The 23,377-nt window shown below is 68.4% G+C and carries 22 protein-coding genes and 2 CRISPR repeat arrays; of the genes, 6 read left to right on the top strand and 16 right to left on the bottom strand.

The window, feature by feature from the left end; genetic code table 11:
* Positions 1–892 precede the first annotated feature (892 nt).
* The 3 genes from ACGFN2_RS27305 to ACGFN2_RS27295 all read right to left on the bottom strand — a co-directional run bounded on the left by ACGFN2_RS27305 (position 893) and on the right by ACGFN2_RS27295 (position 4,176).
* Complete coding sequence (locus ACGFN2_RS27305) at positions 893–1,675, bottom strand: hypothetical protein (protein ID WP_393364964.1); 783 nt, start codon at positions 1,673–1,675, stop codon at positions 893–895.
* Positions 1,676–1,872: 197 nt separating this feature from the next.
* The gene (locus ACGFN2_RS27300) at positions 1,873–2,121 is read right to left on the bottom strand and encodes a hypothetical protein (RefSeq protein ID WP_393364961.1); all 249 of its coding nucleotides are present in this window, start codon (positions 2,119–2,121) and stop codon (positions 1,873–1,875) included.
* A gap of 705 nt (positions 2,122–2,826) precedes the next feature.
* Positions 2,827–4,176 carry a pentapeptide repeat-containing protein gene (locus tag ACGFN2_RS27295; RefSeq protein ID WP_393364958.1) on the bottom strand — a complete coding sequence of 450 codons (1,350 nt, stop codon included), beginning with the start codon at positions 4,174–4,176 and terminating at the stop codon, positions 2,827–2,829.
* Positions 4,177–5,028: 852 nt separating this feature from the next.
* Between ACGFN2_RS27295 and ACGFN2_RS27290 the strand changes: the two genes are divergently transcribed.
* Entirely contained in the window at positions 5,029–5,475 is a 447-nt protein-coding gene (locus tag ACGFN2_RS27290) for a hypothetical protein (RefSeq protein ID WP_393364955.1), read from the top strand.
* 160 nt (positions 5,476–5,635) lie between these two features.
* Here ACGFN2_RS27290 and ACGFN2_RS27285 read toward each other — a convergent pair whose 3' ends face one another.
* Together ACGFN2_RS27285 and ACGFN2_RS27280 are read right to left on the bottom strand one after the other, a co-directional pair.
* Positions 5,636–6,331, bottom strand: coding sequence for a recombinase family protein (locus ACGFN2_RS27285; RefSeq protein WP_393364952.1), 696 nt, complete (start codon positions 6,329–6,331; stop codon positions 5,636–5,638).
* A 14-nt stretch (positions 6,332–6,345) separates the two neighbouring features.
* Complete coding sequence (locus ACGFN2_RS27280) at positions 6,346–6,900, bottom strand: hypothetical protein (RefSeq protein ID WP_393364949.1); 555 nt, start codon at positions 6,898–6,900, stop codon at positions 6,346–6,348.
* A 334-nt stretch (positions 6,901–7,234) separates the two neighbouring features.
* Between ACGFN2_RS27280 and ACGFN2_RS27275 the strand changes: the two genes are divergently transcribed.
* Complete coding sequence (locus tag ACGFN2_RS27275; RefSeq protein WP_393364946.1) at positions 7,235–7,507, top strand: hypothetical protein; 273 nt, start codon at positions 7,235–7,237, stop codon at positions 7,505–7,507.
* A gap of 796 nt (positions 7,508–8,303) precedes the next feature.
* Here the strand turns inward: ACGFN2_RS27275 and ACGFN2_RS27270 are convergent.
* Positions 8,304–9,122 carry a hypothetical protein gene (locus tag ACGFN2_RS27270; RefSeq protein WP_393364943.1) on the bottom strand — a complete coding sequence of 273 codons (819 nt, stop codon included), beginning with the start codon at positions 9,120–9,122 and terminating at the stop codon, positions 8,304–8,306.
* 910 nt (positions 9,123–10,032) lie between these two features.
* Complete coding sequence (locus tag ACGFN2_RS27265) at positions 10,033–10,221, bottom strand: hypothetical protein (RefSeq protein WP_393364940.1); 189 nt, start codon at positions 10,219–10,221, stop codon at positions 10,033–10,035.
* A gap of 275 nt (positions 10,222–10,496) precedes the next feature.
* Between ACGFN2_RS27265 and ACGFN2_RS27260 the strand changes: the two genes are divergently transcribed.
* The 4 genes from ACGFN2_RS27260 (at position 10,497) to ACGFN2_RS27245 (ending at position 12,269) form a co-directional block, all read left to right on the top strand.
* The gene (locus ACGFN2_RS27260; RefSeq protein ID WP_393364937.1) at positions 10,497–10,919 is read left to right on the top strand and encodes a hypothetical protein; all 423 of its coding nucleotides are present in this window, start codon (positions 10,497–10,499) and stop codon (positions 10,917–10,919) included.
* The gene (locus ACGFN2_RS27255) at positions 10,919–11,107 is read left to right on the top strand and encodes a hypothetical protein (protein ID WP_393364934.1); all 189 of its coding nucleotides are present in this window, start codon (positions 10,919–10,921) and stop codon (positions 11,105–11,107) included. The genes ACGFN2_RS27260 and ACGFN2_RS27255 overlap by 1 nt, the downstream gene beginning before the upstream one ends.
* Positions 11,108–11,111: 4 nt before the next feature.
* Positions 11,112–11,432 carry a hypothetical protein gene (locus ACGFN2_RS27250; RefSeq protein WP_393364931.1) on the top strand — a complete coding sequence of 107 codons (321 nt, stop codon included), beginning with the start codon at positions 11,112–11,114 and terminating at the stop codon, positions 11,430–11,432.
* An 81-nt stretch (positions 11,433–11,513) separates the two neighbouring features.
* On the top strand, positions 11,514–12,269 hold the full coding sequence (locus tag ACGFN2_RS27245) for a hypothetical protein (protein WP_393364928.1): 756 nt from the start codon (positions 11,514–11,516) through the stop codon (positions 12,267–12,269).
* A 187-nt stretch (positions 12,270–12,456) separates the two neighbouring features.
* Here the strand turns inward: ACGFN2_RS27245 and ACGFN2_RS27240 are convergent, their stop codons facing one another.
* From ACGFN2_RS27240 to cas3, 9 genes are all read right to left on the bottom strand, one after another.
* Entirely contained in the window at positions 12,457–12,897 is a 441-nt protein-coding gene (locus tag ACGFN2_RS27240) for a hypothetical protein (RefSeq protein ID WP_393364925.1), read from the bottom strand.
* 9 nt (positions 12,898–12,906) lie between these two features.
* Positions 12,907–13,180: direct repeats of the CRISPR family, unit length 28 nt; unit sequence GGCTCACCTCCGCTCTCGCGGAGAACAC.
* A gap of 18 nt (positions 13,181–13,198) precedes the next feature.
* Entirely contained in the window at positions 13,199–13,528 is a 330-nt protein-coding gene (cas2e, locus tag ACGFN2_RS27235; RefSeq protein WP_393364922.1) for a type I-E CRISPR-associated endoribonuclease Cas2e, read from the bottom strand.
* Positions 13,529–13,531: 3 nt separating this feature from the next.
* Positions 13,532–14,476 carry a type I-E CRISPR-associated endonuclease Cas1e gene (cas1e, locus tag ACGFN2_RS27230; RefSeq protein WP_393365091.1) on the bottom strand — a complete coding sequence of 315 codons (945 nt, stop codon included), beginning with the start codon at positions 14,474–14,476 and terminating at the stop codon, positions 13,532–13,534.
* 47 nt (positions 14,477–14,523) lie between these two features.
* Positions 14,524–15,183 (bottom strand): type I-E CRISPR-associated protein Cas6/Cse3/CasE, encoded by a 660-nt coding sequence (gene cas6e / locus ACGFN2_RS27225; RefSeq protein ID WP_393364919.1) that lies wholly within the window; start codon positions 15,181–15,183, stop codon positions 14,524–14,526.
* Positions 15,180–16,001: a type I-E CRISPR-associated protein Cas5/CasD gene (gene cas5e, locus ACGFN2_RS27220; RefSeq protein ID WP_393364916.1), complete on the bottom strand. Its 822-nt coding sequence runs from the start codon at positions 15,999–16,001 to the stop codon at positions 15,180–15,182. Before cas5e ends, cas6e begins: the two co-directional genes overlap by 4 nt.
* Entirely contained in the window at positions 15,998–17,167 is a 1,170-nt protein-coding gene (gene cas7e / locus ACGFN2_RS27215; protein ID WP_393364913.1) for a type I-E CRISPR-associated protein Cas7/Cse4/CasC, read from the bottom strand. The genes cas5e and cas7e overlap by 4 nt, the downstream gene beginning before the upstream one ends.
* Positions 17,168–17,214: 47 nt before the next feature.
* Complete coding sequence (casB, locus tag ACGFN2_RS27210; protein WP_393364910.1) at positions 17,215–18,012, bottom strand: type I-E CRISPR-associated protein Cse2/CasB; 798 nt, start codon at positions 18,010–18,012, stop codon at positions 17,215–17,217.
* Positions 18,009–19,553 carry a type I-E CRISPR-associated protein Cse1/CasA gene (gene casA / locus ACGFN2_RS27205; protein ID WP_393364907.1) on the bottom strand — a complete coding sequence of 515 codons (1,545 nt, stop codon included), beginning with the start codon at positions 19,551–19,553 and terminating at the stop codon, positions 18,009–18,011. The genes casB and casA overlap by 4 nt, the downstream gene beginning before the upstream one ends.
* 222 nt (positions 19,554–19,775) lie before the next feature.
* Positions 19,776–22,583 carry a CRISPR-associated helicase Cas3' gene (cas3, locus tag ACGFN2_RS27200; protein ID WP_393364904.1) on the bottom strand — a complete coding sequence of 936 codons (2,808 nt, stop codon included), beginning with the start codon at positions 22,581–22,583 and terminating at the stop codon, positions 19,776–19,778.
* Positions 22,584–22,744: 161 nt separating this feature from the next.
* A CRISPR array of direct repeats spans positions 22,745–23,080; the repeat unit is 29 nt; unit sequence GTGCTCTCCGCGAAGGCGGAGGTGAGCCG.
* Positions 23,081–23,377: the final 297 nt, after the last annotated feature.

Here is a 23,377-nt window from a genome sequence, read left to right as displayed (position 1 = left end):
GCGAGGTGGAACTGACGGTTCTCCTCTCGTACTTGCTGCGGCGGCTGCGTGACTCCGAACGTGCGGGGCAGCTCCTGCAGGAGCTCCGCGACCGGCACGGGCCGCGGCATTCACCTGAGGTGCGGAAGGAGGCCGAGGAACTCCCGATCCATCGGTGCGCACGTAAGGGCTGCACTGCGCACCCCTTCACCCAGGCCGCGACCGGCCGCACCCGCCTGTACTGCTCAGACCGCTGCCGGGTGGCCGCGCACCGCGAACGCAAGCGTGCCGCGACCGAGCTCGGGGCACTCCCCCGGCCGAGCACCGGCCAAACGAAGCAGTGGTACCGGTGGCGGGACTACTCGACCACGTGGCCGGAGCTGCCCGAGCCACGTGTTGCGAACCCAAAGGTGGCAGAGTTTCTGGAACGCCAACTGACCCGTCGAGTGCAGGTGCGACAGTTGCGCCAACCCCAGAGGCCAGTCAGCTCTTTCCCCTCGGGTGGGGGAAAGACATGGAGCCTCGTTCTTCATCACGCGTGGTCGCGTGCCAGCGTGCGGTGGCACCTGCGGCAGCGGGATTTGGAGCACCATCCAGGGGGGCAACAGGTGTCGCTCGTCCCGGCGTGCACCCTCACCAGCCCGCTGCGCATCTGGCTGCCCGCACCACACTGGCATCGAACTGGGTCACGCATCGAGGTGCCGCTGCCCGTCCTCCCACCCGCCAGGCAGCAGCCCTGGGAACGGACGGTTGCCCCGCACTCTGGTCCGAAACAACCCCGGCGGCGCTTGGGTTCGAGTGCAAGCCGCGCACCCCGGCGACGACCAGCACGTTCGGCTCCCCGTCCGTAGACGGCGAAGGGGCCGGACGATCCTTCCGGCCCCTTCGCGCGCGTGCTGTGCGGTGGCTGGTGCTACAGCTCCCCGGCCTGCTTCAGGGCAAGTGCGGCGTAATCGCGAGCGTTCGCGGTGTACTTGCGGTGCTGCTCGGCGGAGGCGCGGTGTTCGTCAGCGAGGGACGGCTCAGCGCCGATCAGTTCCTCGTAAACCCCGACGGCGGCTTCGTGCAGGTCTGCTCCGGCAGTCCGGTTGGCTGCCAGCCGCAGCCAACCGTTCTGGTCGGTTGCGTCCTTCAGGCGCGTGTATTCGTCGTTGTTGCGCCGGGTGTCGCGTGCCAGCTCCTCTCGGCGGACGTGCAGCTGCTGGCCGCGGGTGCGCTGGGCGTCCTCGTAGGAGGCCGAGCCCGGGTGGCGGGTGGCGTCCAGGCCAGCGGAGACCGCATCGGTGCGGGCGGGCGTGAGCTCGGCGTACGCCTCGTCCAGGAAGTCCACGATCTCCGCGGTCGGCCGGTCTGGCTGGACGACGCGGCCCAAGCTGGCCCAGACCTGCACATGGCCGGACCAGCGTTCGTGAGCGGACTGCCGTGTGGTGCCGGCCGCACGCGCGAGCTGCTCCCAGGTGGTGCCGCGTTCGCGTTCGGCGACAACGGCCTTCTCCACCACGAGCTGCGTCAGCCGTTCCAGTTCGAGCGCCTGGCGCAGGAGGTCCCCAGCGGGGACATCGGGGTCGACGGCGATGCGGTCGTGCGCGTCGTGGCGCAGGCGCCAGGTCGCGCGGGAGAGGGCAACACGGGCTTCGTCGCGGGGGGAAAGGTGTCGCGGTGCGGTGTCGGCGGGGGCCGGGGTGTCCGTCGTCATACCTGTCAGGCTAGCCCTGACAGCTGATCGCTTGCAGGTGTTTCGTCAGGTTCACCCTGACGGATTGTCGGGCGGGATCTTTATCCCGGATAACCTCACGTATCCGGGCTTTATGGCTGATTCTGACCGGCTGTCAGTGTCAGCTGCGGCGATGAACGGCCCCTCAGATGAGGGGCCGTTTCTATAAGCAGTGCAGGTTAGGGACGGAGCCCCTGTTCGGCGGCCGTGGTGTTCTGCACTGTCGGGGTCGGCACCGGCCGGGTCTCCTCCGGCTTGGAGGCCTTGCCGTCACCGAGACCGAAGAGGAAAGCCAGGACGACGATGGTGGAGGCTGCCGCAGCGATGGCGGCTGGAAGATCGCCTGGTTGCCGTTGCGCATTGACAGCGGTGCGGCGGAACACGAGGTAGCCGACGACACAGCCAATGCCGACGATCAGTCCGTTCACGGGAGCGATGTGCAGGTTCAACTGGGGCGGGCCCTTTGACTCCAGGGGGCACGTTCGCCTTCGATGCAAGATCCGGCGGCAGGCCCCAACTCGGCGGGGGGCGCCCTACGGGGAAACGGCCAAGTAAAGTTACACAGTGTGGATGCACCCTGTCGCTCTGCGTCATCTCCGTGGGCTTTTTTTTAAGCCCGGGGCCTGACGCTCGCATCGTGGCCGGAGAAGTGGCAATCATGCACACAGATCGTGATCGCCCAGGATACAGGGAGCGAAGGGCCTCGGAGTCCGGAACGGCACGGGCCGCGCCTCCTGTTTTGTAGGCCGGAAAAGCACCCCACAGCCAGGCTCTACAACGGACCCTGACCGGCTGTCAGTGTCACAGTTATGGTGCCCCGCCCTACGGGTGGCAGGCCGTTGCCGGAGAACTTGTTGAGCAGTCCGCCGAGCAGGTCGGTCTCGCCCGAGTTCGGGAGCTACGGGCGGCGGGCGCATCACTCCGTGAGTCTGTCGCCGACTTCAAGCGGAGCAGATCCCGCCCCGCCGCAGCAATCGATGGCATCCAGAGGCCGTGCGACGGATGCTCCAGCACGAGGCGCCATACACCCTCCGGCCCCGTATCAGCTGAGACCGCGTTTCGTTCGAGCGCCGGTAGCCCAGTCCTTCTTACCGACGACGAACATCCCGAACCCAGGGATGCCGGTAACCGCGTCAGCTAGTCCAGGCTGGAGGCAGAACTACGCCTGTCGGCATGGGCTGCCCGCTCCATGGATCCAGGCCAGACGGTATTGGACCGGTGGCGTTAGTGAAGTCGACTGTGCCGCCGGAGAACGTCGACCTGTCGAAGTTGACCGCGCCGGAGTACGTCACCCCCCTGTCGAAGTTGACCGCGCTGGAGAACGTCGCCCTGTCGAAGGTGACTGTGCCGCTGGAGAACGCAGCCTCCACGAACTCGACCAAGCCGTCGAAGAACGCCGCTCGGCCGAAGGACACCCAGCCGCTGGAGAACCTCGCGCTGTCGAAGTTGACCGCGCTGGAGAACGTCGCCCTGTCGAAGCTGACGATGGCGCCGGCGAACGTCGCCCTGTCGAAGGTGACTGTGCCGCTGGAGAACGCAGCCTCTTCGAAGTTGACCTCGCCGCTGGCGAACGTCGCCCCTGAGAAGTTGACCTTGCCGCCGGCGAACGTCGCCCCTGAGAAGTCTGCGCCGTCGAAGGTGACGCCGGTGAAGTCGAGGTCGTGGCCCTGCCAGGCGTGGGGGTGCTCGGGCGGCAGACGGAGATGGTCGCGGACGAGGCGGATGATGGTGTTCCGGACTTCCCGCACGGCCAAGTAGGTGTGCCGGGCCCCGACGTCGCTCGCCGGCAGGTCGGCCTCGGCGGTGTAGGGCAGACGTACGTAGGCGCACAGGACGTCGATGCAGGTCTGGCGCAGGTCGGGGGTGGGGGCGTCGTCGGCGAGGCCGGCCAGAGCGTGCACGCCGCCGAGGCGGACCGCGGCGGAGTCGTCACCGAGCTGGGAGACGGCCGTGGTGAAGCGTTCGGTGTGGAGGCGGGTGGCCTCCCGCAGGGCACCGTCCTCGTCCACGCGCTGGCGTCGGTAGGCGACGACCAGGGCGACCAAGGCGCCGGCCCCGGCGACCACCCCGAACGAGAGCTTCACCAGTTCGAACAGTGTCTTGGCGTCGATGCGGTGTTCCGGCTTCAGCCCGCGTGCGCCGAGCAGGTCCCACCCGGTGTAGAAGGCAGTGGCGGCCACAAGCACAGCAACCGTGAAAGTCAGGACGAGCACGGTGCCGACCGGCCACAGTCTCAGGCCGCGCCGCGGCCTCAGCATCTGCCACAGGCCCACGTGGCGAAGCATCCTCCGTCGCTCGGCGAAGGCCTGAACCACCACGGCGCCGACCCAGGCGACCACCCCGAACGAGAGCATCACCACGTCGAGCAGATCCCACCCGGTGTAGAAGGCGTTGGCGGCCACAACAACAGTGAAGGTCAGGACGAGCACGGTGCTGACCCACCAGAGGTCCAGGCCGCGCCGTTGCATCCGACGCCAGAACATAGGTACTCCCATACCCGGTCATGACCCGTTACCGCCCCTCGCCGGTTGCAGTCGCCACGCCCCGCCTGACGGCGAGCGCGCGGTACCGTCGTCTGGATTCCGGATAAGCTCCCCATATCCGGGACCCGGAATATCTCCATCCGCTTGCTGGCGGACAACAGGTGCGAGGACGAGCGCCTTACCGACACTCGCCGCGAACGTGAGGAACGCGAGCATCGGCAGCGTGACGACCACGGCCGCGGCGGTCCCGAGTGCTGTGATGTGCGCGTGCGTTACGAAATTCCATGCTGGTCGCAGAACGGCCCCGCTAGGCCCAACGACCTGTAGTTTTCTTGGAGTTGACGAACTCCGTGCGAGGTGAGAGACTCCTTCCCAGGCGCCACCAGTGTGCCCGCATAGCTTTTGGCTCTCCTTCTCTCCTAAGAGAAGCGGGGGCCTTTTTTATTCGCCACGCCCACCAAGGCCCCCGGAGCACTCGCGGGGGCCTTTTCTATTGCCTCGGAGGTCGTCCTTGCTCCCTCTGTCCGCTCCCGTTGTGCCCGGAGCTGCGTTCGGTGTGCCGGTCTGGCTGGCTGCGCTCTGTGCCCTTGTGCTGCTTGCCGTGGTGGCGCTGGTAGCTGGTATTGCCTGTGTCGTGCTCCGCAGGGCCGAACAGGCGGAGCTACCCCATGTCCTGCTGGGACTCAGCCATGTCATCTCGGCTCTGTGCGGGCTGCTTCCCTGGGGTAAGCCGGCCCCGCCGCCGGCGCTGCCTGAGGCTTCCCGCCCGGAACCAGATGCCTCTGCAACGGCCGCGGTTGTCTTGCTGCGCAGCGAACCTGCAGGACGCCTCCCGGAGCGAGGCGAGGCACGGTGACCGGGCGCCCGCAGCCGGAGTGGACCAACGTCTTCGCCGAGACGTTGAAGACAATGAAGGCGCATAATGCGATGGCGGTCCTGGCTTATGTGCTCTACGGAAGTACTCCGCAGGTGATCGGGCAGCAGCTCGGGATCACCACCTTTGCTGCGTACCGTCTGCTGCACCAGTCGCTCTCAGCGCTTCGACACCCTTCACGGTCTCAAGGGTTACGCGAGTACAGCGACGGCGAGGTGGTCGTCGACTCCGAGCTGCGTACCTTGATCCGGCACTGGGACATGGAACGGTTCGCACCCGTGTGCGCCCAGTGCGCCAGTCGCTATCAACCTGATCACCTGCACAGCCCCTACGTGAATTACCGGGGTCGTCCACGGAAGTACTGCTCGAACCGGTGTCGCCAGGCCGCCTATCGGGCCCGCTGCGGCGAGCGGAACCGTGCATGAGGGGAGGAGCGCGCACGTCACCACGACACGCTTCGGTGGTGCCTGCCATAACCACGCACCACCGAAGCAGCGTCATGCTCCAGTTCCTACCGGCTGGCACGCCCCAGAAGCGACGAACGGACCCTCATTTTGAGGGGCCCGCTCCTATAAGTGGTGCAGGTCAGGACCGGGGCCCGGGCAGTGCAGGCTTGTCGCCGGCGATGAGGGAGTCCCGCCCGGCGGCCAACTCTGGCACGTACTTGTACAGAGTGGTCCGGGAGACGCCGAGCAGCTTCGCGATCGAGGTGACGGTGTTGTCTGGGCGAGTCAGCAGGTCACGCGCATGCCGGATCTGTTCCTCCGTCATCGCTGGCGGGCGCCCAATGCGCTCTCCGCGGGCGCGGGCCGCGTCCAGGCCCTCGTGTGTGCCCTGCACGATCAGCTCCCGGATGAACTCCGCGAGCGCGGCGAAGACGTGGAAGACGAGGCGCCCACCGGGTGTCGTGGTGTCGAGCGCCTCGTGGAGGCTCTGGAATCCGATGCCTCGTTTCCGGAGCCCGCTGACGATGGCGATGAGGTCCTGGATGGAGCGGCCGAGCCGGTCCAGCGCCGGGACGACAAGCGTGTCTCCGGGGCGCAGATAGTCGAGCGCGGCCCATAGCTCTTGGCGCTCCGCAGTTCGGCCTGACTTCTTGTCCGCGAAGATTCGGGCGCACCCGGCATTCTCCAGGGCAGCGATCTGCCGGTCGAGCAGCTGGCCTTTGGTGGAGACACGGGCGTACCCGACCCGGGCGCCGGCCGCAGTCGCAGGAAGAGCCGCCAGGAGGTCGTCGTCAGGTTCCTGGACAGGGGGACCTGACCGGCACCCGGTGCTCATTGCCCCGGCAGGCCCTACGCCTCAGCGTCGTCTAGCAACGCCGCCGCGGACTCCACGAACGCGTTCTGCGCATCAACCAACGCCCGCGACATATCCGTCCACAACCGCGGTGGCGTCGGCATCATCGTCGCAATCGGCTGCCGGGCATGCCGATACACCGCACCCGCAGCCCCGAACACCGTCTTCGCCGGGCCACGCATCGACTCCGGCCCCGCGAGACGCACCCCAGCCTCCGCAGCCGCCACCACCTCCAGCGCCTTACCCAACGCCTGCCGGTCCCGCGTCGTCACCCGGATCCACCGGTCCATCTCCTCCTCGAACGCGTCAACGGAGGCGATCAGCCGCCGGTACGCGTCGAACCGGTTCTGGCGCCGCCACGCCCTGTGGTCCGCCGCAGCCTGGTCCTTCACCTGCCGCCGGCCCGCCTTATAGGCCAGTATCCCGACGACGAGCCCGAAGACGCCGGTCGCGACCGCGGCGATGACCGCGCCCCAGCCGTCGGACATGTCGAAGCCGACCTTCTTGCCGACGTCCCCGACGTGTGCGGCGGCCAGCGTGATGATGTTCATGGCGGCATCCTCGGCGGCCGCGGCCCGCAGGGGAGCGGCTGTCACAGGATCGAGACGAACCGCTCAGGGGCAATGAATCCGGCGTCCCCAGAAGGCATACCTGCCGCAGTGCAGCCAGTGCGAGACCGGAGTCACCGAAGGCGACGGCAGCCGCCTGCGGCTGCGCGACGTCGTTGAGGCCAAGCACAGCCTGAGGTCGATGTCCGTGGCTAGAAGATCAGCCCCCGCAAGGTGAAGGTGCTGTTCGGCTCCCGGCCCTCCACCTGCCGGGTCCGCGTCTGGCGGACCTGGACCGAGGCCGCCGGCCTGAGCAACCCGGACGGCTTCGCCTTCCGTGCCCTGCACCCGCGCTGGCACACCGTCATGGGCACTGGCCTGTCCCCCGAAGCCGTCGGCGACATCGCCACCCGGCTCACTGCCCGGGCCGAGTTCCCGGTCCGGCACGCCGGGATTCCTCGGCGGCGCCGCCGAGGAATCCCGGCGTGCCAGCAACGACCGCCAGGTCATCGCCAAGCAGGGCGGATGGGTACCCAACAGCGGGGTGACGGAGCGCTACTTCGAGGACGCCGAGGGCTGGGAGGAGAACGCCATGATCGGTGTTCTGTGAGAGAGGGGCGTACCCCGACAGAACACCAGTGGCGTCAATAACTGCAGGTCAGCGGGATTCGGCGTGATGCAAGTGTGTTGTATTTTTCTCGTCGAATCAGGGTAAGCTGCCCGTGACACTTAAGATATGACGTCGCCCTGTCGGGCTGTCAGGTCTTAAGAAGCATCGCGTGCAGGCCGCTAGGTCAGAGCATGCAAAGAGGCCCGGGGCTCTGGTGCCAGCCAGAGACCGCGAGCCTCCTGCGGTTAGCTACCGAGCCCGGTCGTCTTGCTCCCGACCGGGCTCGCTGCATGTTCAGCGCTCCGGCCGTGGTCCGACCTGTTCGGGGTGAGCACTCAGCAGAGCTGAGGAGCTACCTCACCAGCGTGTAGATCGTCACCAATAGACCTGCCGCCGCCAGGAAGACCTGCCACTTCTCAGGACCGGTCCACTTCCTGCCGCGCTTGTCCAAGGGGACGCTCATAGCACGACCTCACTTTCTCTCCGGCCGGCGCCCGCTCATCAGGCATCGGAGGCACGTGAACTGCGCCTATGGGCAGCGCAGTTCGAGGAGAAGTTAGTGAAGCAGACACAATATTACCGGTGTTGACACCCGCCTGGGGGGCCAGGCACCACAACTTCTGGGCAACGAGTCGCACTGACCACTAGATGTGGTGTCGGTAGGCGTATATACGCCTACCGCGTGTCGGAGTGGAGGCGGCCCGGAACGGTCGTTCACTTAGTACGGAAAACACCCTGGCGGGGCCACAGCAGGGAGACCAGGCCGGGGAACTCCGTCTGCGCCGGCCTGGCCGGGTCAGTCGGTAGCGGGGCGCTTCTTGGGGACACGCACGACGCGTCGTTTCAGGGTGAAGCCGGCGGTCTCGTCCAGCCTGCCGAGCTTGAGGTAGTGGACGTTGCGCATGTGGACGACCTCGAAATCGGTGGGGTTGATGGCGCGGCGCTTGGTTGTCACAAGCCCGGCGTTCGCGAGCTCTCGCAGACCCTTTCCGCGTGTGTCCTCGCTCAGGTCGTACCTGTTCTGCGCGTCCTTGGGGCTGAACCACAAGGCGGTGTCGTCGTCTGCCGGCCCCCGCCGGCACAGGAGGACGAGGAACATCGCGAGACCGGCCCCGGACAACAGGGTGAGGTGTCCGTTGAGCCAGAACGTCCTAGGGATCTGCACGTATCGGTTGAGGACCGCGCCCGACAGGTTGGTGGCGACTTCCTTCTTGGCCGCGGCACCGGGGGCGATATAGGGGTCGCCGCTGCCGGTCTCGTTGAGCACCACCACCTGATTGGGGCGTCCCGGCTGGGCTTCGACCGTGATGAAGCGGTGCTCGGTCAGCCAGCTCTGGGCGTCGCTGATCCGCCGTGCGCCGGCCTTGGACGGGTCCGGGAGGTCGAGCAGGGTGGCCCAGGCACGTGCGGTGAACGTGAGGCCCTGGGCGACGTCGTCGCGCTGCATCCAGAGGTAGCTGAGGTAGAGCTTCAGCCGTACATGACCGCCGCGTCCCCCGCGCAGCATCTGCGCCAGGGGCGGCGGCGGATCGTCGGGGGTGGCCCGCTCGACGAAGCTGTAGCGCAGCTGGGCCTTCTTGCGTCCGTACCGCCCGGCGCCCTCCGCGGCCTTCAAGGCATTGTTCGACGGCGCCGTCGGCCGGGGGGTCGTCAGAGACTTTTCCGCTTGCACCAGGTCACCTGCCGTATCTCTGCAGTAGAGAATAGTAATCCTTAAGTTACTTAGTGCCGGGTACAGAGGGTCCCTACACCCGGCACAAGGGTACCCCCCACACCGGGCAGGAACGCCCCCTGGAGGGCACAAAGGTGGGGGGTTCAATGGCCGCAAGCGTGTAGAGGGTTGGCGCAGAGCGGCCCTCACCCGCTACAGTCAAGAACAGACGGATCGGAAAGTGCGTCAGAAATGGGTTGTGTCCCCCGAGTTCAGCGCATACACCGCATCTGTCGAAGAACCACTGCAGTCCACGTAATCCGCATCAACTCGTCGTCCGCTGAGAATCGGCTTCGAGTACCGGATGGAGAGGGACCCGCCGAGGTTGTGCCCCTCGGCCCCTCCCCTGCAGAGGTTCGTCCTGAAGGCCCGGGAGTTTCCCGGGCCTTCAGGCTTTGCACCCCCTGGCCCAGACCTGTGCCGCCTCGATCCCACCGTCCCGCTCCGACGAGCCGTTCTCCACGTACCACGAGCTGACGTGCAGCCCCGGCTCCCGCAGGGCGGAGGGGCGAGCGGGCTATGCACCGCTGGATATCGGTAACCACCGCGCGGGCGTGCCCGGTCAACTGCAGCGGGCACGGGAGCCGGGTTGGCCCTGTTAGACCTAGCAGGTCCAACCCGCGCTGGCCTGCGTGGTGAGCGAGAGTGTGACGGACCCGGCCGCCCTGGTCGGCGAGGGTACGGTGTCGCGTCTCTTCTCCCAGGCGAGGGAGGCCAGGCCGCGGAACCCTGTCTGCGCCGGTCTCAACAGGTCAGTCGGTAGAGCTTCTTGGGGACGCGCACGACGCGTCGTTTTGGGGTGAGGCCGAGGAGGTCATGGCCCTGGAATCGCAGGATCGCCCGCCAGCGAGTCCTGATCGCAACCACAGGTGAAGGCGCCGCACTGCTTGCTGAACCACATGCGGTCGACCAGCGGTACGTCCTGCATCTGGTCGGCAAGGACCTGGCCCTCGTTTGTGGTGCACGAGGGGCCAGCCGTCTCCCGCGGGAGATCGATGATCACACCGGGTACCCCGGGTACCCGTGCACCGCCGGCCGCCAGCTCCACCCGCCCGGAGGCTCCGCTCTCCCTGCACCGTCTACTTCCGGCGACGCTTCGGTACGCGCGGTGGGCCTCCCCCGGCCCGGCCTGGTGGAGAGGCCACCGGCCGCCGGCTTTCCTCCACCACCAGCCGGTGGCCCGCCCGGTGGTCGGATGTCGACCAGGACGGCAATTGAACGCATGCACGAGTGCCACCGGCTGGAACCTCGCAGGCCGGTGGCGGTGTCCCGGTGCACATGAATGCACTTCTCGACGCACTGCCCGGCGCGGTCGGCGCCGTGGTGCTCCTGTTCCTCGGAGCGTGGGAGAACGACCGACGCACCCCACGGACGGAGGCCCGCAAGGAAGCCGCTGCGGATCGGGCCGCGCTCGAAGCGCAGGCCGACGAGTTCGTAGCGGCGGTGTTGGCGGTGAAGGTCGCGGGCAACACCCATGACCATCTGTATGCCGGATGGAGCGCGAAGGGGACACTCATCATCCGGGCGCTGGTCGGGGGAAGCGCGGCCTACCACGGGTCCCCGCAGCGGGGGATTCCGGCCGCGATGGCGGCCAGCCAGGCCGTGCACACTGTGATCGGTCGGTGGGATGAACGCAGCGCAGCATCGGCGGCGGCGCTGGCAGCCCCCTTGGCCGACTGGGGACGGCGATCGCGCCGCTGATGAAGCGCCAGGAGCCGGGACTCGCGGCGGCCGCGGACGAGGTGTTCATGGCGGTCTGCGAGACCTACGCGGACGAGGGCCGGATCACCCGGGCCCTTAAGCAGTTCCACGAAGCGCTGCGCCCGGCCCTGGAGCCTCCGGCGCTTCCCCGGCAGCGGTGGCCTCTGCGCCGCAGGCGAGGACTATAGGCAGATGACTGACACGCAGACCGCCGCCTGGCACCTGTACGTAGCCCTTCACGCCTTGGCGGCCGCGCAGACGTACGGTGCGATCCCCACCGTTGCGGGTGCCGAGAGGGACGTCGACGACGCACTTCGTCAGCTGTCGGAGCACGGTCCGGTTCTCGCACAGCAGCATCCCGAGCCCGCGGCCGCGCTCCAAGACGTTGTCGACGGCTGGCAGGAGGACCCGGCCGGCCGACTCGCGGACCTGCTGCCCGTCATGGACGAACTGTCGTGCATCAGTGGCGCAGCGCTGCCGGACACCCTGCCGCCGATCAACGTGATGCGCTGAGCGGCCCGGGGCTCCCACACTCCGACCAACCGCCTGTCCACTTCCGTCCATTCGGCACCCGGCCGGCGCCAGCGTGTACCCGTGACCGACCTCGCGCTGAACGTCTTCGCGGGCGTTCTGGTCGCTGCCGTGCTGTGGGCTGCCCGCGCTGCCCGCACCCGCCTGCGCAGCGCCCTCGCCGCCCGCGCCCAACACGCCCTGGAGCAACCGACCATGACTCGCCGCCGGATGCCCGATCTACCCCCCGGGCCCCGCCGAGACCTGACCCGCTACATCCATGACCTCGACGCCCGCGTACCCGGCCAGCTCAGTGCCCGGGCCCTCGCAACCGACTTACTCCTGTCTCCCACCACCGTCACGAAGGTCTTCAACGGCCAGCGCACCAGACAGGACCCCGCGGTGCGCGTTGCCCTGCAGCTGGCTTATCGGGCACGCGGCGGCATGTCGGGCACCGAGCTGGACAGCATCGACCGCACAGTGCGCCGCCTGTGGGAGGCCGCGGAACAAGCCGACCATCCCCGTCGGCCCGATCCCGTGGAGCAGGCCCTCACCGACCTGTGGGCCGAGCTGGGCGACCAGTACGGCGATCACCCCCTGAGCCTCCCCCCGGTCGTCCGGGAAGCCATCGCCCGTACCGAGCTGGTCTTTGTGAATGAAGGCCAGACCGAGACCGCCGTTGCGGCCATCCTCCTGTGCCCAGACACACAGGCATATGACGTATTCGACACGATGCCGTGGTTCGGTCAGCGCACCTGGAAGGACGACTTCGCTCACCAGGTGTCGCTCAGGGCGGGCAGAGTCGTGCGCATCCGGTTCGAGGCGATGCTGAACGAGTGATCCCACCGTCCCCGGCGGCTTCGGCCGGGGCCCTGCCGCACACCGACTCCAGGCGTTATTGGTAGTACGCACTCGCCGCTCGCCGCGGGGGCTTGCGCCGTCTCCGGGCGTGGGGCCCTACAGGGCCGGGCCGCCGTGAACCGGGGTCCCTGTCCCTCGACGCCACTGAGCTGCAGGTTCTCGGTCATCACGCCACCTCCCCGGCCAGCTCCTGGACGCGGTGGACACCACAGACGCTGCGGGACGGCAGGGGCTTGCGGCCGCACGGCACGGTTCCGTCCTGGCCTGAGCAGCTCTCCTGCCCGGCCGGTGCGGCGGTGGGCGTGGACACGACGGCGGCGCCCAGTGCAGCGGCTTCCTCGCGGCAGAGCTTGCACAGGCCGTCCTCGAGGGCGCGGCTGACGACGATGATCCGGGCGCCGCAGTCCCCGCAGGACCCGCGCGGCGGACCCTCCGGCTCACGCGGCCCTGGGACCGGGCCCGGGTTGCGGATCGCGTCGTCCAGCACGCAGTCGGCGCAGCGTCCAGCCAGGCTTGGACGGGTGCTGTGGTCGGGGCACAGGCCCTGCTCGATGCGCTGGGCACGCCGTCGGGCAGTGGCCTTGTCCTGGACGATCTCGGCACACACCTCGCAGTCCGGCTCACCTCCGCTCTCGCGGAGAACACCGGTTGAGCTTGGTGCGCAGCGGCACGAGCACCGGCTCACCTCCGCTCTCGCGGAGAACACTGTCGGGCGGCGGCAGCGTCAGCGTTGCGCCGCGGCTCACCTCCGCTCTCGCGGAGAACACAACTGGGCGAGGGCCTCGCTGGCTCCGGCCCGCTGGCTCACCTCCGCTCTCGCGGAGAACACAATTGCCGCCTGGCGAAGGAACAGCAAAACGACGGCTCACCTCCGCTCTCGCGGAGAACACCCTTTGCGACCTGCATGTTCAGAGCGGCTTTGCGATTCCGTGATCTGGCATTCCCGTTGTGGGCGGCGAGTTGAAGGCGACCAGCGTGAGCCCGTCGAAGTCACGTAGTTGTCGGCGGCGGTGTCCATAGATCCGCATGCTGAAGCCTTGTTCGTTGTCGGTCGGATAGACCATCACCGAGAGACCGTCCCCTGCGCAGTCGGTCACGGCTGCCCAGAGTTCGTCTCTGACCTTTGCTGACACCGTTCCGACGTAGAGCTCAGGTGTGACTTCCAGTAGCCAACGTGTCAGTGCGCCTCGCAAATGGTCGGGGACGGCTGTGACGGACAGGGCGATCATCGATGGCACGGGTCACCGTCCTGCCGCGCCGGGTTCTTCGAGCGCGCCGGCGTAGTTGACGCCGCCGGGCACGGCTCCCGATACCGGGTCCCACAGGTCCACCACTTCGTCCTCCATGTCCTCTGGCTCTGGCGCGGAGGAGTCGGGTTCAAGGAGCCGCTGGATGTCGGAAACGATGCGGGGCATCAGCCGGAACAGGCGTAGGCCCTCGCGGAAGCGGCGGCGGGCCGCCTGCTCCGGGCGGGGTGTGTCGTGGAGGGTGAAGGCGAGCGGGATGGTGAGTTCTGCTTTGTAGAGGTCTGCGATGTCGTAGACGAATGACTGCTGTTTTCCGCTGTGTACGAAGCCGAGTCCTGGTGAACAGCCCATTGAGGTGATCGCCGCGTGGACGATGCCGTAGAGACATGTGTTGGCGGCGGACAGAGCGAGGTTGACGGGGTCTTGCTGGTCCCAGGACAAAGGGTCGTAGACGCGTTTGAACCGGCCGATGCGGTGTTGCTGGGACAGGAGTTTGTACAGGGCTTTCATCCGCTGTCCCTCCAGACCACGCAGGCGTTCCAGGGAGGTTTCCCGGGGCACGGTGCCGGAGCCGAAGCGGTGCTCGTACATACGCCGGGCCACAGCGAGGCGTTCGTCGTCGTCCGCCCAGGCACGTGCCTGTCTCTCGAGCCATCGGGTGTTTAGGGAACCGGGGGTGGCGGCGCTGTAGGTGCGGACGCCGCCGGCGCCGGTGGTGACGACGGTGGTCCCGTGACGTGCCAGGGTGGCCATCGCGCGGGCAGTGATGCTGGTGCCAGGGCCGAGTAGAACGCAACTGAGGGCCGCGGTGGGCAGGTAGACCACTTCGGCTCCGCGCTGTTCGGTGGTGACCACCGCGCAGACACCGGTGTCGTCTTGCTGGACGCGGACGATGTCGAGGTAGAGGAACGAGAGGGAGTCGGCTGTGCGGGGCAGCATCGCCATGGTGGGGGCAGCGAGTTTTCGGCGGGCGGCGCTGTGGGCGTTCACGGGACTTGCCGTGCGGGGGCGAGGGTGAGCAGACCGCAGCCGTAGGCCTTGCCGCGGCCGATGCCGTCGAGAATGCGTTGGCGCAGCAGGTCTGTGTCTTTGATGTGTGCGGTGCCGTCGAATCTGGTGCGGGCGTGGGTGATGAGGCGTTTGTCGTGGGCTCGTTGGCCGCGGGCGGTGTCGAGGGGGGTTGAGTGGGCGCTGCTCAGGTGCAGTCCGCTGTTTTCTTCGGCCTGGCGTTGCCACCAGTGGTCTGCGTCGGCTCCGGTCAGCGGTATGACGGCGGGGGCGCCGGTGGTGGCGCGGGTGGTGTGGCCGGGTTTGCGTACGGCGCTGGCGGTGATGCGGTATCGGATGCTCAGGCCGGGGCGCAGCGCGTCGAGCATGGGGGTCAGGTCTTTGGTGGCTGCGCTCGCGTAGCCCGGGGGGAGCTTGTCGAGGTCGGGGCGTAGGCGGCTTTGTAGGAGTAGGACGGGGTTCAGGCCGGTGTCTTCGGCGCGGAAGAGCGCGCCGGCCTGGCGGCGGGCCTGGGCGCCGAGGTCGTCGGGGAAGAGCGTCATGATGCGGTGGTGCAGGGCGACGGCGTTGGACAGGTCGCGGCGTGCGTCGCGGTGGCGGAGGTCGGGCTGGATGCGGGTGAGCCACAGAGCCGTCATTGTGCAGCTCCTTCACTGGGCAGGGCGTCGAGGTAGCGGGTCAGTGCCGTGAGGTAGTCGGTGCCCAGGCCCGCGCATTGGTCGGCGGGCTGGGGCAGGGTGCGCCGGTAGAGGGCACGTGCCCGGAAGGCTCGGCCGCCGTGCGGGTCGTCGTTGAGTTCGCTCACGGCAACCGCGCCCTGCTGCTCTGGGTTTGGCGTGTGTTCCTCGGGTGGCCGGGGTGTGGGCAGTTGGTCGAGTGGGCTGTCGGAGTGGAAGTCGACACGGGCGTCGCCGCGGGGTCGTGACCGGGCCAGTGGCAGGTGCACGAGGTGATGCAGAGGGTCGGGCAGGAGCCCGAGCAGGAGGGGGCCTGCCGGCGGGCATGAGCGCCGTCCGAGGTAGGGCGGCCAGCGCGGGGTGCGCAGCGCTTGCTCGCAGGTGCGTAGCGTGTCGAGGTCTCCGGTGAGGCAGACGGTGAAGGCGGCGTCGGCGAGGTAGGAGCGGTGGGAGAGCAGGGTGCCTTGTGAGGGGGGCCGTTTCTTTCCTTCCGCGGTGGTGACGGTCGCTTTCGCGGGCAGCCCACCGCCGACGGTGTGGAGGTCCCGCAGCAGGACGCCGGGCCGGTCCGTGCGGGTGGTCAGCGACAAGCGGGTTAGGTCCTCGATGCTTTCGTCGCGGGTGCGTCCCAGGCAGGCGCCGAGCAGGCCGATGATGCCGGAGCGGGTGGGGTGCGGGGCGGTGTCCCGTTCGTTGTAGTGGCTGCGGGTGCCCCACGACTGCAGGGGGCCGGCCAGATGCAGGAGGAGTCCGGGTGCCGCGGTGCCGGGGGCGTTCACGCTGTGGCCTCGGTCAGGGCGGCGGTGACGGAGCCGGTGATCAGTTCGTCGAACGAGTCGATCCGGGCCCCGAGCCCTGCCAGGTCCTTGTCCTCCAAGCTGGCCCAGCCCGCCTGGATCAGACCGCGCGGTCCCAGCAGCCGGCCGGCTGCCTGCGCGTAGTGGGCCAGCGCATGCCGTGAGGGCTGGGCGAATCCGCCGGCGCGATCGGCGCTGACGGGCCTTTCGAAGGCCGCGGCATACGACAGCGGACGGTCGGCGCGAACGCTGATGTGCACCAGGTCCGGGATGGTGTGCGGCGCGGTGGAGGTCTTCTTCGCCTCGGGCAGCGACAGCACAAACGCCTCACCGAACGAGGTTGCCAGGGTGCGGGCAGCCTCTACGTCACCGCCGATGTTGCGCAGCAGGTCCGCCAGGTCGAGCGTGGCGTAGCGGTAGAACACCCCGGCGCTGAACTCGCCGCTGCCCATGTGGGCGCTGCCGGTTGTGTCCCGCCAGGCTTCTGTGATGTCGTCCACGGCAGCGAAGTAGTCGACTTCCACGTCCGTGCCGTGGGTGGTCAGGGCGTGTGCGAGCTGCACGGCGCCGTCGACGCCGGCACCGTCGACCTCTGCCAGCATGCGGCCGAACAGGTTGATGATCCCGTTGCGGCGGCGCAGCACCGCGTCGATGTCGGCCTGTGCCAGGACACTCTTGACGCCCTTCTTCATGTCCTTCGCACCCTCGAGGTCGACCCGGTGGGTCTCGGCGAGGTCGGCGAGTTCCGTGACCGCGGACGCGGGCACGTAGACCATGGCGTTGGTGCTCCAGGCCGGCTCTTCCTCCGAGGGCGGATCGGCCTTGATGCTGCTGCCCGTGGCGATGTGCTGTCCCGCCCGCCGGGCAAGGTCCGCCGGCCAGCCGCGCTCGTCGCGCAACGCGGCTTCGACCGCTTCACCGATCCTGCGGGTGCGCAACGCCTTCTCACCGATGCTGCGCTGGAAGTAGCGGCGCACGGCTCGCTTCCAGCACTGGCTGCTGACCCGGGTACGTTCCCGGTCGCCGTATTGGACCGTTTTGACGGAGTTGGTGTCGTCCCTGTTGAGGTTGGCGTAGGGCACGCTCTGCAACACGTGGAAGTCGATGAATCGGCCGGCGAGGGCGGGCTGCGAAGCGATGCTGGACATGTCTGTCTCCTTGCGGGGTGTCGGTAGCGCGAGGCCAGGTCGGGTGGTCAGGAAGCGGGGCCGGCCGGTGTTGAGGCGTCGTCGGCCGTCAGGGCTCCGGCGAGGTCGGCTGCTTGGCGGGCGCGGTAGTAGTCCTGCAACCACCAGCGAGCCACGCGCCTGCGCTGCTGCGGCCAGGTGCGCAGGTCGACCAGGAGCCGAGCCCAGTCCGGTGCTGTGCTGCGGTCGCACAACTGACGTACGGCAGAGGGAAGATGACGGTGCAGTCCGGAGGTGCTCTGTTTGCACAGCAGGTTCAGGCGTGTCTCGGCGGCGCTCTCACGGATGCCTTGCCGGCCACCCCGGGCCACCGCGGCCGCGTAGGACTGCCCCAGGCTGTCCCCGAACCGCTCGCTACGCTGCCGCTCGGCCTGCGCCCGCCGGGCCGCCCGCTGCTCGGGAATCCCGGGTTCGGCTGCGGGGTCTGCGTCTACGGCAGCCGCGGCCGGGCGGGCCGAGTCGTTCTCCCCCTGGCCGGGCTGCTCGTCGGGGCCGAGGGCACCGTGCCGGTGATATGCGGCGATCAGCGCAGCGACGGTGTAGAACGCGCGTTGCCCCTCGGTGTCCCGCAGCACGGCGCCGGGCAAGAGCGGAGCCACGATGCGGTGCATCCGCGGCACGTCGTCCAGGCCCTTGCCAACGCCACTGCGCAGCGCTGCCCGCGCACCGGCATCCTTGGCCGCCACGCGGGTGACCGCGGCGACGAATTGCCGGGCTTCGACCAGCCACGAGGAGGCGCCGGCAGTCCCCGGCGGCTCGTCGTTTCCAGGCTGCTGCCGTTCACCGGAGGTGGTTGGAGTGGTCATCGGTCCTCTCCCACGGACGGGCGCTGGGCGCCGGCGGCTTTCTTCTTCCCACGCCCGCCGTACAGCTCGATGCGCGCGGACTCCCGGGCCCGCGCGCCGCGCGCCGTGCCGGCGGCCGCTTCGGTGATGTGGTCGTAGATGCGCTCCGCCCGGGCACGAAAGGCGCGGGCTGCGCCGTCGAAGCGGCCTTCGTCCAGGCGCTTCCAGAACTCCGTCTCCGCCTCGGGCCAGTACCGGGCCGCCGCGGCCGCCGACCATGCGCAGTCCTGGACCTTGGTGTTGGCGAACTGAGCCCAGGCCTGCTTGGCCGCGCGTTCCAGACGCTGTCCGTAGCGCTCCCCTACCAGCCGCAACTGCCCGACCATCCGGGCCCGTTCCTTGTCGCGTTCCTCCATCAGATGCAGCACCGGCGGCGTGGTCGAGGAGACGACCTGGGTGTCTTTTGCCTGGCCCTCCTGGTCGATACCCAGGGCCTGAATCCGAAATGTGCCCTGTTCGAACAGATCGACGGCGGTGGGGAACGCTTCTGGCCGGCGGCTTTCCACGCCGGGCGGATCGCTCAGCAGCAGCGCGTCCAGGTCCCGCCACAGACCGCGCCGGCAGTCCGCGTAGCGGGCATAGCGGTTGCCGGCCTGGCTCGTCTGCCAGATCAGGAAGTCGTCGGTGCGGGCGATGCGCTCGCGGTATGCCCAGGTGATGTACGCATCCACCGCGTGAGCGCCCAGGGCGTCGGGGACCAGCAGAAGGGCGTGCTGGTTGTGGCCCACCAGCTTCGACATCGGGCCGGTCACCACCCCCTTGAGTGTCAGCGGGTCCGTCGGCTCGCTGCGCTCCCACGGACAGGGGTCGCCCTCACGGACGTAGCGGCGGGCGCGGTCGGGCTCTGGCAGGCCGGCCAGCAGCGTCTCGAACAATGTGTCACCCAGCGGGTGGTACGACAGCGCCGTGCGCAGTGGACCCGCCACGCAGTTCGCTTCCTTCGTACCGCCGACGGACCGGGCGGAGCAGCGCCCGGAGGGCCCGTAGTACCGCCACACCAGCAGATGCTCCAGCGCCTGCGCCGAGGCGAGAGCCACCGGGCGGGCATCCGCGGTGTGCTCGAACCACGCGTGGTTCGAGCCGGAGGGCCGGGTCGTGACGAGCTTGTTGATCCCGGCGCTCTTGTCGCACTGCGACGTCAGCCGAGAATCCTGCAGGAAGGGGTGCACCGGGTGATAGAGCCGGAAGCGATCAGGGAAAGCCGCGAAGTAGGCATCGACGCGCTCGGCTGCGAAAGCGCCCGCGTCCAGGACATCGAATCGCTCCTCGTGCCAGTCGTCCGCGATGTCCAGTTCCGTGATCCGGGCTGTCAGCGCGTACAGCACCCGGTACAGCCCCGACAACGCCGGCGGCAGCGACACCGCGAGCGCACTGATCTCATGCGCTCGCAGAAACAACTCACGCAGCGAAACGGCCTCCGGCCGGTCGCCCGCGGGCACCGAATCCACCCACCGGACGGGAAAGGCCCGCTCCGTGAGCAGATCATAGAGGTCTGTGGACATGACACCTCTCTGCTGAGAGCTTCAGTAAGCTTCGGACCAGATCCCCGTGGAAAACGGGGGTGACCCGCGTGATGGAGGCGTCGCGACGCCACCGCAGGTCGACTCCCCGCGAGAGCGGGGGTAGGCGGTCAAGGCCGTCGGGCCGGGCCTCGGCGTCCACTCGGTACTCCCGGGCGCACCGAGTGGACAATCTGAATAGAAGACTGACGGAGGTGTCTAGCGCTACCGAGATACCTGAAGACCCTCAGAAGTGAACGAAATTGACCGCTCTCCGACCATGCACGCCCACGCACCGCCCCCGGACCGACGCATCGGCAACACGCACAACTCCCTCAGCGCAGCCAGCCGCCCCCACGACACCGGCACCTCCTGCGCCACACCCCGCCCCCGCACCCACCCCCCGGGCACCGGCACCGTCTGCCGCATCACCTCACGCGCCTGCGCCACCGAAACCCGCCCGCCACGCCCCCAACCCGGAACCGGCCAGGCCCCCTCAGGATCAAGCGTCACAGCACCCCCGTCCTGAACAAACACACACACCGCCCGCTCCGAATCCGCCCCCAGACGCGTCGTCAGCAGCGCCTCATCAAGCAGCGCACCCTCCCGGCTCAACTCCGCGAGATCGACCATCTTCATCGGAGGATTGACCATCGTCGAAGCCGCCAACGCCTCCTCCGCCATCACCGCACCCAGATGCTCGGCATCCAGCCGCTCCTGCAGATCACGCTCAGCGGAATCCTCCAGCCGGTCACAGAAGTCCTCCGCATACACGGCATCAACAAGCCCTTGCACATCCCCCGGCACCGCGATCGGCTCCCCCTCACGCTGGCGCAGCAGACCACTCGTGCGCCTCAGCAACGCCTCCGGATACACCGCACCCCACCGCTCCGGCGCCCGCACCTTCCCCTGCGCATCCACCGGCTCCAGCACCGTCAGCCGAGGAGTCACCCCCACCCAGCCCGCCCGGCCACCGTCCTCGGGCGCCAGCCCCGACCGGTCATGCCGCATACACCGCCCTGCCCGCTGCAACAACTGAGCCAGCGGAGCGAGATCACTGATCACGACGTCGAAGTCCAAATCCAGCGACTGCTCCACCACCTGCGTCGCCACCAGCACCGACACCGGCGGCCGCCGACGCCGCTCCACCCCAGGCTTTCCGAACGCCCGCTCACACACCTCCGTGATCTCCAACCGCCGCGCAGCCGGAAACCGCGAATGCAACAGCAACAACCCATCCTCAGCCGCCGCCAACTGCGGAAACTCCCGCCTCAACAGCCGATACGTCTCCTGCGCCTCGGCGACCGTGGTACAGCACACCAGCGCACACCCACCCCGCTCCACCAACGGCCGCAACTCCCCCACCACCGCCGCCCCACGACCAGCCTCAGAACCCGCCGGCGCGTCCCTCGACACCGAAACCGCCCGCACCTCGATATCCCGGGCACGCCCACTGCTCACCGCACACGGCGCGGAGACCTCCCCACTGCGCCCACTGACATACAGCCACCCCGGATACACCGGCGCCACCTCAGACGGCTCACCGAAACCACAGCCCCGCCGATACGCGTCCACCAACGACGACGCCGAACGCCCCGACAACGTCGCAGACAACAACACCACCGGAGCACCACACGCCCCCAGCCACTCCAGCAACCGCACCAAAAGACTGTGCATCCACGGCCCGTAGGCATGCGCCTCATCCACCACCAGGACCTTGTTCGACAACCCCAGCAACCGCAGCACGTTGTAGTGAACCGGCAACACACCGGCCAACGCCTGATCAATCGTCCCCGTCGCCAACGGAGCCAACAGCCCCCGCTTAGCCCCCCGCAACCACCGCCCCGCGGCCAACGCCGACCCCACATCACTCACCAAATCCCCCGCACCCTCCCCGCCCCCACGCTCCGCATACGCCTCACTCAGCCACGCCATGCTGTGCAGCAACGTCAACGCACGATCACCCGCGACATTCAGCTCCGCGAACTCCGCCACCCGGCCATGCATCGCATCCGCCGTCGCCATCGTCGGCAACGCAAAAAACAACCCCGAAGCCCCCGAGGCCCGACCCATCACCGACGCCGCGTGCAACGCCGCCTCCGTCTTCCCCTCCCCCGTAGGCGCCGTCACCAATAACAACCCCGGGCCCTCCACAAGCCCCGGCAACCCCTCAGCAACCGACTCCTGCAACGCGTTGGCGCCCGCGAACGAGAACTGCTCATCGAAGGCCTTCGCAGGCCACTCAGCCACCCCCAGCCCCGCCTCGGCCACCCACCCGCCGGCCACAGCCACGGCCTTCGACCAATGCGCCGCAAGCCCCGCATCATCCGCAACCCAACCTTCAACCGGAATCCGCGGCGTGATCACCGCCTCCTGGCTCGCCAGCCAGTCCGCCACCACCACGAGCCCCAGCACCACCACCGCAACCTGCGCCGGCAACGGCCCTCGCACCACATCCTCCGGGCCGGCACCCACCAGCCGGCGCACCGCCTCCGCATGTGCCACCCGCTGAGCCTCCCAGCCAGGCCCCCCGAGCTCCGGCACGTAACCTTCACGGCTTTGCAGAGCACGATGCACACAACCGTGGTGCCCACCGAGCAACTGCGCCACCTGATGATGAGCAGACCGCCGAACCGGCCGCGACCCCGGATAGCCCCACCCTTCGAACAACGAACTCAGCGCCCACTGCGTGGCCTTGTCGTGGTCGAACCTCTGCTTCTCGGCTCCCGCCGCATGCGTGTACCCGACGTCGCTCACGAGGTCGGCATAGGCCTCCCGCGCCATGACCTGAAATGCCGGAATGATCTTTCCGACGTCATGCAAGCCGGCCCACACACTCACCAGGCGCCGAACCTGCTCCTCGCTCAACCCCAACGCACCAGCCAGACGCGCTCGCGCGGCATCCGTCAGAACCCGGTCCCACAGCACACCGGCAACAGCCGCAGTGTCCAGAAGATGACAGATCAACGGATACCGGCGGGGTAGCCCCCGCTCCTTACCCCACAACCGCTCATCGACCGCCAGCTCCGACATAGCCCACCCCCATCACGACGCTGCGACACCAACAGGCATACCAGCAGCCACTGACAACGCCCCCACACAGCGATCCACAGCGGTAGATTCACGCACGTGCACAACCCCCGCTCCTTGAGTCAACAAAACGCAAACTGCCTCTAACGCCGCAGGTGGCGAAGGGTGCTCTCCGCGAAGGCGGAGGTGAGCCGGGTCACGGCCGCCTCCCCACCAGCAGCGTGCGGTGCTCTCCGCGAAGGCGGAGGTGAGCCGGCCATCCAGGCGGCCATGAACCGGCTCGGCGCGTGCTCTCCGCGAAGGCGGAGGTGAGCCGCTTCCACCGGTCCGGGCGGATACCTGGACCGGGTGCTCTCCGCGAAGGCGGAGGTGAGCCGCGGGATGAAGATGCTCCCGTGCCCGTGCCCGTGTCCTCTCCGCGCGAGCGGAGGTGAACCGTGGGCCAGCCCCCTCACAGTGAGGAGGCTGACGGTGGTCTCCGCGCGAGCGGGGACGGCCCCGCATGGCCGCGGATGCGGGGATGGCCTTTACCTCCTGCTCTCTGCGCAGGCGGAGGGGCGCCCCGTCCATGCCAGCAGATCAGGCTCACCCTCTAGCTGCTGCTCAGCGGCGAATGGCATGTGGGAGTGGGCGATCTCTAAGGTGGGCAAGCGGGCGCTCTGCCGGAACGGGACGCTCAGCGCCTGTTCCGTCCCGCGCGTTGCCAGGAGGTAGTTCGGCGAGAAAGCCTGGGCGAGTCTCTCTGCGGTGCAACCGTCCCGGGGGTTCGGCAGTCGTCTTCGGTGCCGTCCGTGCCG

It is taken from the genome of Streptomyces sp. NPDC048612 (genome assembly GCF_043199295.1).
In the GTDB taxonomy this organism is placed as follows: Bacteria; Actinomycetota; Actinomycetes; order Streptomycetales; family Streptomycetaceae; genus Streptomyces.
The sequence above is the reverse complement of the archived record's forward strand: the minus strand, read 5'-3'. Positions and strand labels throughout refer to the sequence as shown.

Bases quoted from the DNA above. Each gene is read 5' to 3' on its own strand.
- ACGFN2_RS27255 (WP_393364934.1), top strand. From the start codon at position 10,919: ATGAAGCGCCAGGAGCCGGGACTCGCGGCGGCCGCGGACGAGGTGTTC.
- ACGFN2_RS27260 (WP_393364937.1), top strand. From the start codon at position 10,497: ATGAATGCACTTCTCGACGCACTGCCCGGCGCGGTCGGCGCCGTGGTG.
- cas6e (WP_393364919.1), bottom strand. From the start codon at position 15,183: ATGACGGCTCTGTGGCTCACCCGCATCCAGCCCGACCTCCGCCACCGC.
- ACGFN2_RS27280 (WP_393364949.1), bottom strand. From the start codon at position 6,900: ATGAACATCATCACGCTGGCCGCCGCACACGTCGGGGACGTCGGCAAG.
- cas7e (WP_393364913.1), bottom strand. From the start codon at position 17,167: ATGTCCAGCATCGCTTCGCAGCCCGCCCTCGCCGGCCGATTCATCGAC.
- cas1e (WP_393365091.1), bottom strand. From the start codon at position 14,476: ATGCTGCCCCGCACAGCCGACTCCCTCTCGTTCCTCTACCTCGACATC.
- casA (WP_393364907.1), bottom strand. From the start codon at position 19,553: ATGTCCACAGACCTCTATGATCTGCTCACGGAGCGGGCCTTTCCCGTC.
- ACGFN2_RS27285 (WP_393364952.1), bottom strand. From the start codon at position 6,331: ATGAGCACCGGGTGCCGGTCAGGTCCCCCTGTCCAGGAACCTGACGAC.
- casB (WP_393364910.1), bottom strand. From the start codon at position 18,012: ATGACCACTCCAACCACCTCCGGTGAACGGCAGCAGCCTGGAAACGAC.
- ACGFN2_RS27305 (WP_393364964.1), bottom strand. From the start codon at position 1,675: ATGACGACGGACACCCCGGCCCCCGCCGACACCGCACCGCGACACCTT.
- ACGFN2_RS27250 (WP_393364931.1), top strand. From the start codon at position 11,112: ATGACTGACACGCAGACCGCCGCCTGGCACCTGTACGTAGCCCTTCAC.
- ACGFN2_RS27295 (WP_393364958.1), bottom strand. From the start codon at position 4,176: ATGTTCTGGCGTCGGATGCAACGGCGCGGCCTGGACCTCTGGTGGGTC.
- cas3 (WP_393364904.1), bottom strand. From the start codon at position 22,583: ATGTCGGAGCTGGCGGTCGATGAGCGGTTGTGGGGTAAGGAGCGGGGG.